8 protein-coding genes and 2 rRNA genes are annotated in these 14599 nt (G+C 53.3%); all 10 read right to left on the bottom strand.

What is annotated here, in order from left to right:
- Window positions 1-96 precede the first annotated feature (96 nt).
- The 10 genes from CKROP_RS04155 to argB all read right to left on the bottom strand — a co-directional run bounded on the left by CKROP_RS04155 (window position 97) and on the right by argB (window position 14503).
- Window positions 97-3171 (bottom strand): 23S ribosomal RNA (locus tag CKROP_RS04155).
- 409 nt (window positions 3172-3580) lie between these two features.
- A 16S ribosomal RNA gene (locus CKROP_RS04150) occupies window positions 3581-5101 on the bottom strand.
- The 16S and 23S rRNA genes sit together here, the layout of an rRNA operon.
- Window positions 5102-5848: 747 nt before the next feature.
- A complete protein-coding gene (gene tyrS, locus CKROP_RS04145) occupies window positions 5849-7183 on the bottom strand; it encodes a tyrosine--tRNA ligase (protein WP_012731486.1) in 1335 nt (444 codons plus the stop codon).
- A gap of 86 nt (window positions 7184-7269) precedes the next feature.
- The gene (locus tag CKROP_RS04140; protein ID WP_012731485.1) at window positions 7270-7446 is read right to left on the bottom strand and encodes a Trm112 family protein; all 177 of its coding nucleotides are present in this window, start codon (window positions 7444-7446) and stop codon (window positions 7270-7272) included.
- Between the two features lie 198 nt (window positions 7447-7644).
- Complete coding sequence (argH, locus tag CKROP_RS04135) at window positions 7645-9093, bottom strand: argininosuccinate lyase (RefSeq protein WP_012731484.1); 1449 nt, start codon at window positions 9091-9093, stop codon at window positions 7645-7647.
- Between the two features lie 104 nt (window positions 9094-9197).
- Window positions 9198-10394 carry an argininosuccinate synthase gene (locus CKROP_RS04130; protein WP_012731483.1) on the bottom strand — a complete coding sequence of 399 codons (1197 nt, stop codon included), beginning with the start codon at window positions 10392-10394 and terminating at the stop codon, window positions 9198-9200.
- Between the two features lie 106 nt (window positions 10395-10500).
- Window positions 10501-10995, bottom strand: a complete 495-nt coding sequence (locus tag CKROP_RS04125) for an arginine repressor (RefSeq protein ID WP_012731482.1) — start codon at window positions 10993-10995, stop codon at window positions 10501-10503.
- A 49-nt stretch (window positions 10996-11044) separates the two neighbouring features.
- Window positions 11045-11998 (bottom strand): ornithine carbamoyltransferase, encoded by a 954-nt coding sequence (gene argF, locus CKROP_RS04120; protein ID WP_012731481.1) that lies wholly within the window; start codon window positions 11996-11998, stop codon window positions 11045-11047.
- 130 nt (window positions 11999-12128) lie between these two features.
- A complete protein-coding gene (locus CKROP_RS04115) occupies window positions 12129-13391 on the bottom strand; it encodes an acetylornithine transaminase (RefSeq protein WP_081429399.1) in 1263 nt (420 codons plus the stop codon).
- A 77-nt stretch (window positions 13392-13468) separates the two neighbouring features.
- Window positions 13469-14503 carry an acetylglutamate kinase gene (gene argB / locus CKROP_RS04110; RefSeq protein ID WP_012731479.1) on the bottom strand — a complete coding sequence of 345 codons (1035 nt, stop codon included), beginning with the start codon at window positions 14501-14503 and terminating at the stop codon, window positions 13469-13471.
- Window positions 14504-14599 lie beyond the last annotated feature (96 nt).

The raw sequence follows: 14599 nt of genomic DNA, 5'->3' as shown, positions 1-14599 counted from the left end.
GACAACACACACCCAACACCGGGTGGTGTGCTGCACAAGACACCAAACAGCAGACGCAAGCAACCAACAAACCATCGTATTCCGCCACAAGACTTTGTTGTTGTTTAGTTCGGTCAATTAGTACCGGTCACCTCAACACCTCACAATGCTTACAGATCCGGCCTATCAACCCCATCATCTCTGGGGAACCTCAAAAGAAACCTCATCATGAAACAGGCTTCCCGCTTAGATGCTTTCAGCGGTTATCCCTCCCGTACGTAGCCAACCAGCCCTGCCCCAGGCAGAACAACTGGCACACCAGAGGTACGTCCGTCCCGGTCCTCTCGTACTAGGGACAGCCTTTCTCAAGTTTCCACGCGCGCGGCGGATAGAGACCGAACTGTCTCACGACGTTCTAAACCCAGCTCGCGTGCCGCTTTAATGGGCGAACAGCCCAACCCTTGGGACCTACTCCAGCCCCAGGATGCGACGAGCCGACATCGAGGTGCCAAACCATCCCGTCGATATGGACTCTTGGGGAAGATCAGCCTGTTATCCCCGGGGTACCTTTTATCCGTTGAGCGACACCGCATCCACAAGCCAGTGCCGGATCACTAGTCCCAACTTTCGTTCCTGCTCGACCCGTCAGTCTCACAGTCAAGCTCCCTTATGCACTTACACTCACCACCTGATTGCCAACCAGGCTGAGGGAACCTTTGGGCGCCTCCGTTACCATTTAGGAGGCAACCGCCCCAGTTAAACTACCCACCAGGCACTGTCCCTAACCCAGATCATGGGCCGAGGTTGAGATGCTCAATACGATCAGAGTGGTATTTCACCAACGACTCCACCACCACTAGCGTGGCCGCTTCACAGTCTCCCACCTATCCTACACAAACCGAACCAAACACCAATACCAAGCTATAGTGAAGGTCCCGGGGTCTTTTCGTCCTGCCGCGCGTAACGAGCATCTTTACTCGTACTGCAATTTCGCCGGGCCTGTGGTTGAGACAGCAGAGAAGTCGTTACGCCATTCGTGCAGGTCGGAACTTACCCGACAAGGAATTTCGCTACCTTAGGATGGTTATAGTTACCACCGCCGTTTACTGGGGCTTAAATTCTCCGCTTCGACCACAACGTGGCCTAACAGGTCCTCTTAACCTTCCAGCACCGGGCAGGCGTCAGTCCGTATACCTCGACTTCACGTCTTCGCACGGACCTGTGTTTTTAGTAAACAGTCGCTTCCCTCTACTCTCTGCGACCACCACCAGCTCAACCAGTCTGTCACCAGCAGTGGTCCCCCTTCTCCCGAAGTTACGGGGGCATTTTGCCGAATTCCTTAACCACAGTTCACCCGTCGCCTTAGTATTCTCTACCTGACCACCTGTGTCGGTTTCGGGTACGGGCCGCACACACACATCGCTAGAGGCTTTTCTCGACAGCAATGGATCACCAACATCCCCACAACGGGTACGCATCACGCCTCACCCACAACAGCATCCGGATTTACCTAGATGCCGGGCTACACGCTTACACCACAATCCAATAAGTGGCTCGGCTACCACACTGCGTCACCCCATCACTTGACTACTACCAGATCAGGCCCCACGCATCCACACACACAACAACCCAAAAGATCATTGCACGTGCTTCAGGGCGGTTAGTATCACTGATTCACCATGGGCGCGCATGCACGGGTACGGGAATATCAACCCGTTATCCATCGACTACGCCTGACGGCCTCGCCTTAGGCCCCGACTCACCCTGGGAAGAAAAGCTTAACCCAGGAACCCTTAGTCATCCGGCGGACAAGATTCTCACTTGTCATTCGCTACTCATGCCTGCATTCTCACTCGCATACCCTCCACCACCAGTCACCTGGCAGCTTCCACGAGCACACAACGCTCCCCTACCAAACCACACACAAAAGCATGGTTTCCGCGGCTTCGGCGGTGCACTTAAGCCCCACTACATTGTCGGCGCACAACCACTCGACCAGTGAGCTATTACGCACTCTTTCAAGGATGGCTGCTTCTAAGCCAACCTCCTGGTTGTCTTCGCGATCCCACATCCTTTTCCACTTAGTACACACTTAGGGGCCTTAGCCGGCGATCTGGGCTGTTTCCCTCTCGACCCACGGAGCTTATCCCCCGCAGTCTCACTGCCACGCTCTCACCTTGCTGGCATTCGGAGTTTGGCTGATGTCGCTAAGATGATAGTCCCGCTAAACCATCCAGTCGCTCTACCTCCAACAAGAAACACGCAACGCTGCACCTAAATGCATTTCGGGGAGAACCAGCTATCACGGAGTTTGATTGGCCTTTCACCCCTACCCACAACTCATCCCCGCAGTTTTCAACCTACGTGGGTTCGCGCCTCCACAACGTCTTACCGATGCTTCACACTGGCCATGGGTAGATCACCCCGCTTCGGGTCCAGGACACGCCACTAACACGCCCTCATTAGGACTCGGTTTCCCTACGACTACCCCACACGGGTTAACCTCGCGACGCGCCGCTGACTCGCAGGCTCATTCTTCAAAAGGCACGCCATCACCCCACAAGGAGGCTCTGACGGCTTGTAGGCACACGGTTTCAAGAACTCTTTCACTCCCCTCCCGGGGTACTTTTCACCATTCCCTCACGGTACTATCCACTATCGGTCACATCACGTATTCAGGCTTACCGGGTGGTCCCGGCAGATTCACAGCAGATTCCACGAGCCCACTGCTACTCGGGCACCACAGCACCCCACGCACCATGTGTTTTCACGTACCGGACTCTCACCGTCTACGGCAGGCCATTCCAAACCACTTCCGCTAACACACCACACGCAGGAGGGCGTCACTAGCCACCCAACACCACGGCCCCACAACACCACACACGCAACCCCTAGCAAGTATCACACGCATATGGTTTAGCCATCATCCACTTTCGCTCGCCACTACTCGCAGAATCATTATTATTTTCTCTTCCTACAGGTACTAAGATGTTTCACTTCCCCGCGTCACCCCCACACCGGCTATACATTCACCAGCAGGTCACCGCACACAACTACGGCAAGGTTACCCCATTCGGACACCCTCGGATCAACGCTTGATTGACAACTCCCCGAGGACTATCGCGGCCTTCCACGTCCTTCATCGGCGTAATGTGCCCAGGCATCCACCGTGCGCCCCTACAACAAACAACAACAAAAAGGCAACACACTACCCCACCACACACACAAAGCACTGTCTGTGTGACGGAGTAAGAATAAACCAGACAAAATACAAAAAGAAAAGATTACTCGCGTCCACTATCCAGTTCTCACACAACACACCCACACCACACAAAGCCACCACAAAACAGCAACCACATGTAGCCGGGCCAGGAACAACAACCATGTGCCATCCCAGACACCCAACAATGCACCAACGCACCCCAACACTCTGTGTCAGCCACACACCACCCACCACCAGATACCAATACCCGATGATTGTGGCGCCGCACGCAACACTTGCGTGCCGAAGCAAGCCATCCACCCACAAAAACAAACAATTGGCGCACACCAGCCACCGGCCAGCGCTTGCGCCAACACACAAAAGAAAAAAGCTCCTTAGAAAGGAGGTGATCCAGCCGCACCTTCCGGTACGGCTACCTTGTTACGACTTCGTCCCAATCGCCAATCCCACCTTCGACGGCTCCCTAACGAGTTTAGGCCACCGGCTTCGGGTGTTACCAACTTTCATGACGTGACGGGCGGTGTGTACAAGGCCCGGGAACGTATTCACCGCAGCATTGCTGATCTGCGATTACTAGCGACTCCGACTTCATGGAGTCGAGTTGCAGACTCCAATCCGAACTGAGACTGGCTTTAAGAGATTAGCCCCACCTCACGGTATCGCAACTCTCTGTACCAGCCATTGTAGCATGTGTGAAGCCCTGGACATAAGGGGCATGATGATTTGACGTCATCCCCACCTTCCTCCGAGTTAACCCCGGCAGTCTCCCGCGAGTCCCCAACCAAATGCTGGCAACACGAGACAAGGGTTGCGCTCGTTGCGGGACTTAACCCAACATCTCACGACACGAGCTGACGACAACCATGCACCACCTGCACACCAGCCACAAAGGGAACAACCATCTCTGGCCGCATCCAGTGCATGTCAAGCCCAGGTAAGGTTCTTCGCGTTGCATCGAATTAATCCACATGCTCCGCCGCTTGTGCGGGCCCCCGTCAATTCCTTTGAGTTTTAGCCTTGCGGCCGTACTCCCCAGGCGGGGCGCTTAATGCGTTAGCTACGGCACGGATCCCGTGGAAGGAAACCCACACCTAGCGCCCACCGTTTACGGCATGGACTACCAGGGTATCTAATCCTGTTCGCTACCCATGCTTTCGCTCCTCAGCGTCAGTTACTGCCCAGAGACCCGCCTTCGCCACCGGTGTTCCTCCTGATATCTGCGCATTTCACCGCTACACCAGGAATTCCAGTCTCCCCTACAGTACTCCAGTCATGCCCGTATCACCTGCCAACCCGGAGTTAAGCCCCGGGCTTTCACAAATGACGCGACAGACCACCTACGAGCTCTTTACGCCCAGTAATTCCGGACAACGCTCGCACCCTACGTATTACCGCGGCTGCTGGCACGTAGTTAGCCGGTGCTTCTTCTACCACTACCGTCACCACAAGGGCTTCGTCATGGCTGAAAGGAGTTTACAACCCGAAGGCCGTCATCCCCCACGCGGCGTCGCTGCATCAGGCTTGCGCCCATTGTGCAATATTCCCCACTGCTGCCTCCCGTAGGAGTCTGGGCCGTATCTCAGTCCCAATGTGGCCGTCCACCCTCTCAGGCCGGCTACCCGTCGACGCCTTGGTAGGCCATTACCCCACCAACAAGCTGATAGGCCGCGAGCTCATCCCTTACCGAAAAAATCTTTCCACCACACCACCTACAGCATGGTCCTATCCAGTATTAGACCCAGTTTCCCAGGCTTATCCCAAAGTAAGGGGCAGATCACCCACGTGTTACTCACCCGTTCGCCACTCGAGCACCCTGCAAGCAGGGCCTTTCCGTTCGACTTGCATGTGTTAAGCACGCCGCCAGCGTTCGTCCTGAGCCAGGATCAAACTCTCCATACAAACAAAGCACAAAAAGCCTGAAAACCAAGCAAAAAACAAACCCCGACACAAAAAATCCCGTATCGGAATCCGAAAAAATAGTTGTTGCAGCCCACCAACGGGGAAGGCAGACCACAAGCACACCAAAAAATTAGGTGTTAAAAGTCTTGTCATGATGATCAAAGCAACCACCACAACACTGTGGCACCTGCTGCGACCAACACAAAAGTACATTGGCACACTATCGAGTTCTCACACAACACACGCACACACAACACCAAGCACACCACAATCAGTGCACCAGCATGTGCAGCAAGCAGAAACCCTAACACCACAACCAGCCAGACGCAAACACGCAATCTGAAACCAGCCAACAAAAAGTGAAAGAATCTCCACCCCAACCACCAACACAACCAACAACCAAGCAACTAACTTTCCAGCTACCCGGCGGCTGTCTCGGCGACGACAAAGAACACTACACACCCCACCCACACACCACAAACCCCCAGCACAACACCACAAAACACACCAACAAACACTCACCAAGCGAGACCACCGTCGGCAATCACGTGACGAATGCAGTGGGTTACCCGCGTGGAACCGGTTATCGGTGAAATGGTGGAGGAAAGAGTCGTTGGGCGATCGGCGCTTCTCTGCTATTGAAAACGGGGCCGCAGACGCGGCCCCTGACAAGTATTCAACTACAGCTTTGGAGGTTTGCATGGGATTCTGACTTCAGATCCCACGCCCGACACGGAAAACTACAGATCACTTCACGGCGAACTTAGCTCCCGCGAACGACTTCTTTCCGCGTCGCAAAACCAACCACTGCCCGTGGAGGAGATCGTCCGCACGTGGGATCCAATCCATGTCCGAGACTCGCTCATTGTTCACATATGCGCCGCCCTCTTTAACGGTGCGGCGAGCAGCGCCCTTTGAAGGTGCAAGCTTCGACTCGACAAGCAGGTCAACAATCGTCGGCTCTGCACCTTGGGGGAACTCCGCAATCTCTGTCTCCGACAGCGCTCCCTTCAACGTCGAACTGTCCAGGTCACGCAGCTCTCCACGACCGAAGAGTGCCTGCGACGCAAGTTCCACAGACTTCGTCGCTTCCGCCCCGTGGACCAGCGTCGTCATTTCTTGAGCTAAGCGTTTCTGCGCTGCACGCTTATGCGGACGCTCCTGAGTTTCAGTCTCTAAGTCTTTGAGCTCTTCCCGATCAAGGAAAGTAAACCATCGCAGGTAACGGATAACATCGGCGTCTGCCGAGTTGAGGAAATACTGGTACCACGAGTACGGGCTAGTCATTTCTGGATCGAGCCACAACTTCCCACCACCAGTGGACTTTCCGAACTTTTTCCCTTCAGAATCGGTGACAAGTGGAACGGTTATTCCATGAACAACCTCATTATCGACACGCCGATTGAGGTCGACGCCTCCGACGATGTTTCCCCACTGATCCGATCCACCGATTTGAACCCGGCAGTCGTACCGTCGTCGGAGTTCAACGAAGTCATTAGCTTGTAAGAGCATGTAAGAGAATTCCGTGTAGGAAATGCCGTCGCCCTCTAGCCGACGTTTCACGGTATCTCTTGACAACATGGTGTTAAGCGAAAAATTCTTCCCTAAATCTCGCAGGTACTCGATGGCAGACATTTGCGATGTCCACGTGTAGTTATTTTCGAGAATCGCACCATTGTTCCCTGAGAAATCAGGGTCGCCTTCAAATGAGACGAAGCGTCGAAGCTGTGACGAAATGTTTTCGGCCCACTCAGAGACCGTATCTGCAGCAAGCATGGCCCGTTCCCCCACTTCACGGGGATCGCCGATCATCCCCGTCGCACCGCCAGCTAAGACGATCGGGCGGTGCCCGGCCTGCTGGAACCGCTTGAGCATCAGCAACGGAACTAAATGACCGGCATGAAGCGACGGACCCGTGGGATCAAATCCGGTATAGAGCGTCAGCATCCCATCACGAGCCGCTTGTTTAAGCAGGTCAAGATCAGTCGATTGATTAATAAGACCTCGCCACTGAAGGTCTTCAATGACAGCTGCTCGAGCGTCAGGTCCTTCTGACACGCCGTTATCCGCTCCGTTGTTCATTTAGTACGTGCTCCTCTACTACACACTCGACTGAGAATAATTAATCAGTTTGGCGACGGATTTCCCGCTATAACGCGCAATTTTCTTTATTTGCCTTGGTAAGCGAGGGCCTCGTCCTCAAGAAGGACGGGAATTCCGTCGTCAATGGGATATGCAATATGCAAACGCGGATTGACCAAAAGCTGCTCGTCCTCGTGATACTCCAGTGGCCCCTTGTCTTGTGGGCACACCAGGAGTGACAGTAGCTCTTCATTTAGGCTCATAAACGCCTAGCCTACCTTGCTGCTCATACCCGACGCTCACAGCATCTTCTGTCATTGAGCACTACCCCACGGCGCCACGATGTGCTGGGAATGATGCACCGGCAGCAAATAGCATCAACATACGGGCGCCGGCGTAGCGACGTCGTTGTAAAGATGTCGATAAACCGCGCGGTCAAAGCTGACGGACGAGCACGAAGATTAATCGCTACCCGGAATGGGCGAATGAGCTGCCCACTCGGAATCCTGAGACGCGACTTTCCTCAACCGCTCAAGTTGCTCCATCACACGTGGTCTCGCGGTACCTCCCTTAGTGTCGCGGGATGCGACCGACCCTTCCACGGTGAGCACTTCCCTCACCTCTGACGTTAACGACGGATGAGCCGAGCGCAATTCCTCGTCAGTCAAGTCTTTAAGGCTGACTTCTCGAGCTTCGGCCATCCGGACACACGAGCCCGATGCCTCGTGAGCTTCCCTAAACGGAACACCACGACGCACAAGCCATTCCGCGAGATCTGTCGCCAGTGTGAATCCGCGAGGCGCCAATTCACGCATCCGGTCGGTATGGAAGGTTAACGTCTTGACCAAACCGGTCATAGCGGGCAAGAGCAAAAGAAGTTGATTAACTGAGTCAACTATGGGCTCTTTATCTTCTTGTAAATCGCGGTCATAGGCCAATGGGAGTGCCTTACACGTCGCCATAAGACCCGCAAGGTTACCGATCAAGCGTCCGGTTTTGCCGCGAGTCAATTCAGCGACATCAGGGTTTTTCTTTTGCGGCATGATCGACGAACCCGTCGACCACGCATCATCAAGGGTGACGTAACCGTATTCCGGTGTGCACCAAGAAATAATCTCTTCCGCAAGACGCGACATATCGACACCAATTTGCGCCAGCACATAGGCAGTTTCTGTCGCAAAATCTCGGGAACTCGTTCCATCAATCGAATTCTCCGAGGAGGAATCAAACCCTAGCTCTTCCGCAATAGCTTCTGGGTCCAAATGGAGAGTGGAACCTGCAAGAGCACCTGAACCATACGGACTCACCGCCAAGCGCTTGTCCAAATCTTTAAGCCGGTCGACATCTCTCACCAGCGGATGTGCATGAGCCAAAAGCTGATGAGCAACGAGGATGGGCTGAGCAGCCTGGGAGTGAGTTTTACCAGGCATAATGTCGTGGGAGTGCGCCTCGGCTTGGTCAGCGAGGGCGTTAACTAATTCAATGACCTCGGCTGCGACATTTCGAACGGCGTCGCGCACCCACATACGGAAGAGTGCGGCGACTTGATCGTTACGCGAGCGCCCTGCACGAAGGCGTCCGCCGACCTCGGAACCCACGCGCTCAATGAGACCACGTTCCATGGCACCATGGACATCTTCGTCGGTGGGATCCGGCTTAAAAGCGCCCGACGCAACGTCGTCACCAAGTTGAGTCAAGCCGTTAATCATCGTTTCGAAGTCGTCGTCGCTAAGAAGACCTCGGCTGTGCAAAACCCTGGCGTGAGCCTTCGACGCTAAAACGTCGTATGGTGCCAGAACCCAATCGAAATGGGTGGATACGGACAAGGCAAACATTGCATCGCTCGGGCCGCCAGAGAACCGGCCTCCCCACAAAGAGCCCTGATTCGTTTTATGCGCCGAAATTCCCATTATTTCTCCTTAGGTGCCCACTAACTCAGACCCACTATCTCAGGCACAGTGAGCTTTGCTTCCCGAAAAGACACTATGCCAAATACGCGAAGAAAATATCGTGACTATTGTTCACGATCTCGTTTGCAGGCAATCTTCGAAGACAAACCGTGCAGCTCCACGAAGCCACGCGACAGCGTCTGGTCAAAAGTATCCCCGGTGTCGTACGTCGCTAAATTGAAATCATAAAGCGACTTCTCCGACCGGCGGCCGTTCACCGTGATCCGGCCTTCATGGAGAACAAGACGGATATCGCCCGTAACATTTTCCTGCGTCGAGTCAATAAAGGCATCAAGCGAACGCTTCAACGGCGCGAACCACAGTCCGTCATAGACCTCTTCAGACCACCGGGCATCGATGCCCCGCTTATACCGCGCGAGCTCCCTCTCAACCGTGATGTCTTCCAGCGCTTCATGAGCCCGAATGAGCACCATTGCACCCGGAGCCTCATACACTTCACGGGACTTAATTCCGACGAGGCGGTCCTCGACCATATCAAGCCGGCCAACCCCCTGGGCGCCACCGCGGCGATTCATCTCTTCGATCGCTTCAAGCACCGAGACAGGCCGGCCGTCAATAGCAACGGGCTTACCACCTTCGAAGGAGATAACGACCTCGTCGGGAGCATTTCCCAGTGACGGTTCTTCTGTGTATGCGTACAGATCTTTCGTCGGCGGGTTCCACAAATCCTCGAGGAATCCTGTTTCGACTGCCCGGCCCCACACGTTTTGATCAATGGAGAAAGGCGAACTTGCCGATTGTTCAATGGGCAAATCAATCTCTTCAGCAAAGGCAATTGCCTTATCCCGGGTCCACGCATAATCACGCGCAGGAGCAATAATCTTCAGATCAGGCGCGGTGTCAGCAAAACCTACTTCAAACCGGACCTGGTCGTTTCCTTTGCCGGTGCAGCCGTGGGCAACGTGGGTGCCGCCATGTTCCTTAGCGGTTTCCACCAAATGCTTCACGATTAACGGCCGAGAAAGCGCAGATACCAGCGGGTATTGCTTCATATACAGACCGTTTGCCTTAATGGCCGGCAAACAATACTGCTCAGCAAATTCATCTTTTGCATCGACGACGATTGCCTCAACCGCACCGCAGGCGAGAGCACGCTGACGCACCGATTCCATGTCCTCGCCGCCTTGGCCCAGATCAATGGACACTGCGACGACCTCGCCATCCGTCATCTTCGACAAATACGGGATAGCTACCGATGTATCCAGGCCACCGGAATAGGCGAGAACAACACGATTAGTCACAAGACTCTCCTTGAAAATTGAGTAAACGAAAAGTAGATAACTCGAGGTCAGCGGCCGATAGCCACAAACGTCTGTGAGTATTATTCAAATATGCGGATAAGTTTAGTCACCGAGACGAGTATGACGAAACTCCGGCGAAGTACCGAGCGAGTTGCTCACCGTTCATCGGTTCACGGGACAGCACGAAAATAGTGTCGTCACCAGCGACTGTGCCGACGACCTGCGTCAAAGGAGCACGGTCAATGACACTAGCGAGGTACTGGGCACCGCCCGGAGGAGTACGGAGCACCGCGAAGTTTCCGGAGAAGTCCGTCGAGACCAAAAGCTCCGCCAAGGTTCGCCGAAGCTTATCCATTCGACCGTCCGAATCGGGCTCCGCGTCGGGGCCGTCGACGGTATAAAAACTTGCCCCGTCGGAGGAACGGACCTTCCGCGCCCCCATTTCATCGAGATCCCGTGACAACGTCGCCTGAGTGACTTCCACCCCGTCCCGTGCCAACAACTCGATGATCTGCGATTGATTCGAGACATGATGAGATTGCAGAATCTCCAAAACTCGAGCCTGGCGGGCAGTGCGCGTCGATGGCGCATGTTTCGACATTAATCAACCTCTCTCAACCCGACGACAACCACGAAGTCTCCCACGACAATCACGAATAAGGATTATGCTCTATAACCCACGACAAGAGTGCTTTTTGCGCGTGAAGACGGTTTTCCGCTTCATCAAAAACGCGCGATTGAGGGCCATCGATGACTGACGACGTCACTTCACTCCCCCGGTAGGCCGGGAGGCAATGTAGGAAAATCGCCGTCTTTTTCGCTCGAGCCATCACCTCGTCATTGACCTGGTACGGCAAAAGCGGTGTTCGACGATCGAGGCCATCATTTTCAAAGCCCATGGAAACCCACGTATCGGTAATGACGACATCTGCTCCGGCTACTGCGTCAACATCGTCAGTCACCACGACGGATGCCCCGGTGTCCGCAGCAAGACCTTGAGCCCGCTTCACGATAGCAGCGTGTGGTTGAAAACCTTTAGGGGAACAAATCGTTATATTGATACCTGCCATGGCAAATCCAAGCAGATATGAATTCGCCATGTTGTTATTTCCATCCCCCAGATACACGGCCTTTAAACCATGCAATTCGCTCACTTCACTGTGAGGAGTACAGTGCTCAATAATTGTGAGAAGGTCCGCTAAAATTTGACACGGATGATAATCATCACAAAGCGCATTGACCACGGGGACAGTCGCTGTTGACGCTATACGTTCGAGATTACTGTGCTCGTAAGTTCGCCACACGATCGCTGTCACGAAACGAGAGAGCACTGCCCCCGTATCCTCAAACGTTTCCTTCTTACCAATTTGGGAACTACCAGAGTTAACCACAATGGCATTGCCACCCAACTGTGCGATTCCCGCATCAAAGGAAAACCTCGTGCGTGTCGAGGTCTTATCAAACAGGACGGCGACGGACTGTGGCCCTTCTAATGGACGAAATCCGAAGGGATCTTTTTTTATTTCAAGAGCGCGCGTTAATACCTCAGCTTGCTCTGATGATGATAAATCATCGTCTTTGAGAAAATGACGAATCTTCTCCATTATTCACACCTCATAATTAAGTCTATATAAATAGCGAATTTAACTGTATATCAACTGATATTAATACGTCTACCACTAACTGAGTCTTTTACCCTCTCCCGGAGACCCAATTTTAAGTAGCAGTGACGCATCATTGATCTCGCACTACACTCTCAAGCGACTCTTTCAACCGGCTCACGCCTTCATCGCATTCTTCATCACTAAGAACCAAAGGTGGAGTGATACGCAATACCGACTCCGCGGGAGCATTCAGGATTACTCCACGGTCACGCGCATCTGAAACGACTTCTTTGGCGATAGGCGAATCTAAAACAACCCCCAGCATGAGACCCCGCCCCCGCACCTGAACAACGTGAGGCAGCAATGACAATGCCGTACGCAATCGGCTACCCATACTCTTGACGTGATCCACAAGGCCGTCGTCGCAGTATTGTTGGACCACTAACCCAGCAGATGCCGCGACCGGGTTGCCAGCAAACGTAGAGCCGTGAGCCCCTGGAGTAAAGAAAGAGGACGCTCTCCCCGTCGCCACGCACGCCCCTATGGGAAGTCCTGCTGACAATCCTTTAGCCGTGGTCACCACGTCGGGAATAATTCCAGCATCCTGAAATGCAAAATAGTCCCCGGTACGGCCGTTACCCGTCTGTACCTCGTCACAAATCATGAGAGCACCGACACGGTCCGCTATCCGACGGATATCTCGCAAAAAATCCCTCGTCGCGGGGATCACACCGGTTTCGCCTTGAATTGGTTCGACGATAATAGCGGCGACCTCATCCGGCTGGATCTCAACGAGTTTTTCTAGATAAGACGTGTCGTTGTAATGGAAAAACTCGACTCCCCCAGGGAGCGGGCCGAAAATATCACGTTTGGCTGGTTGGCCCGTCATAGCCAATGACCCCATTGTCCGACCATGAAACCCATTCAGCGCAGCCAATATACGACGCTTACCCGTGAGCCTAGCTAACTTAAAAGCCATCTCGTTAGCTTCTGTTCCCGAATTACAAAACGCTACCCGAGTGGTTGAGATAGTGCGATCACTGTCTGCATCGTGATCCTTTTCATCACGACGGCCTTCCCACAGCCGTCCCTTCAACTTTTCAGCTAAAAGCAACGAGGGCTTATTGGAAAAAAGGTTTGATGTATGGGTAAGGCTATTCGCTTGAGTGGCGACAGCTTTCGCTACTTTTTCATTCCCATACCCCAGTGAATTAACCGCGATACCCGCAAGAAAGTCGACATAGTCTTTCCCCTGGGAATCCCTCACTCGCGCACCACGACCGCTAATCAATTGCAATGGCGGTTCGCCATAATTGTTCATCATCGTCGAGGACCAACGGTCTTTCCAGGATTTCTCTGAATGAGAACCATCGACTTCTACAGGAGTATTCATGTCACAACTTTCGATACATCAGATTTGTGGAGCGCACCAAGGGCGTTACGAGGTAGAGCTTTGAAACTGAATTAGGATCACTGAGCGGAATCAGGGTCCGTCGGCTTCTGCGGGCCATCCCCTCTGTAGGGACGGCGATCCGCGCCATAAACGATTCCTTCTTCATCCATCCCGTAAGAATGGTGATAAATGAGGTGATCAGCACGGACGACGGGATCCTCACCATCGGGGATAATCATCGTGCCGATACCACCCGAAGTTAATAACTCTAAAAGCACGCTATGAGCAATGCGGCCATCGATAATGCTTGCGGCTTTGACGCCGTGATCAACTGCCTCGACCGCAGATTCAATCTTCGGAATCATGCCGGATTCCAACCGGGGAAACACTGAACGAGCTCCAGAGATCGTGATCTTTGAAACGAGGGATTCTTTATCCGGCCACTCGGTATAGAGTCCTTCGACATTCGTTAAGACCAGCAGCCTCTCGGCGCCTAATGCTTGTGCCAGTGCAGCAGCCGCAGAATCCGCATTGATGTTGTAAACATGGCCATCGTTACCTGGCGCAATGGTCGACACGACTGGAATTCGCCCAGCCTGGATTAAATCCACAATCGTCGATGGCTCGACATCAACAATATCGCCGACTAATCCGATGTCTTCCTGAACTCCATCTACGACGGCATAGCGTTGCCGAGCAGTAAATAAGCTAGCATCCTCACCAGACGTACCTACTGCATAAGGACCAAATTGGTTGATAAGGTTAACGAGTTCTCGGCCCACTTTTCCAAATAAAACCATTCGGGCGACTTCCATCACCTCAGGAGTGGTGACCCGATATCCACCTTTAAACTCGCCTTCAAGCCCTAGACGCGAAAGCATTTCGTTAATCTGTGGTCCCCCACCGTGGACAACGATTGGCTTAACGCCGACGGTCCGAAGAAAAACCATATCCTCCGCAAAAGCGCGCTTTAAATCGTCGTCAATCATGGCATTACCGCCATATTTAATAACGACAATGGTATCTCGATAGTGAGTGAGCCACGGAAGAGCCTCAGCTAAAGTATGTGCCCGCATTTCTGGAGTTAACGCGGCCGTTAATGACTTAACCATGATTGTTTTCCCTCACTCGCAAGCATTAATTTCATCATCACTAATTCCATAATCACCGAGCGCATCGTAAATAAGTCAATATAAAGATCTGACCTT

The organism is Corynebacterium kroppenstedtii DSM 44385, from assembly GCF_000023145.1.
In the GTDB taxonomy this organism is placed as follows: domain Bacteria; phylum Actinomycetota; class Actinomycetes; order Mycobacteriales; family Mycobacteriaceae; genus Corynebacterium; species Corynebacterium kroppenstedtii.
The sequence above is the reverse complement of the archived record's forward strand: the minus strand, read 5'-3'. Positions and strand labels throughout refer to the sequence as shown.

What these genes read in the sequence shown, in the direction of transcription:
- tyrS (WP_012731486.1), bottom strand. Translation starts at nt 7,183, where the DNA reads ATGAACAACGGAGCGGATAACGGCGTGTCAGAAGGACCTGACGCTCGA.
- CKROP_RS04140 (WP_012731485.1), bottom strand. Translation starts at nt 7,446, where the DNA reads ATGAGCCTAAATGAAGAGCTACTGTCACTCCTGGTGTGCCCACAAGAC.
- argH (WP_012731484.1), bottom strand. Translation starts at nt 9,093, where the DNA reads ATGGGAATTTCGGCGCATAAAACGAATCAGGGCTCTTTGTGGGGAGGC.
- CKROP_RS04125 (WP_012731482.1), bottom strand. Translation starts at nt 10,995, where the DNA reads ATGTCGAAACATGCGCCATCGACGCGCACTGCCCGCCAGGCTCGAGTT.
- argF (WP_012731481.1), bottom strand. Translation starts at nt 11,998, where the DNA reads ATGGAGAAGATTCGTCATTTTCTCAAAGACGATGATTTATCATCATCA.
- CKROP_RS04115 (WP_081429399.1), bottom strand. Translation starts at nt 13,391, where the DNA reads ATGAATACTCCTGTAGAAGTCGATGGTTCTCATTCAGAGAAATCCTGG.
- argB (WP_012731479.1), bottom strand. Translation starts at nt 14,503, where the DNA reads ATGGTTAAGTCATTAACGGCCGCGTTAACTCCAGAAATGCGGGCACAT.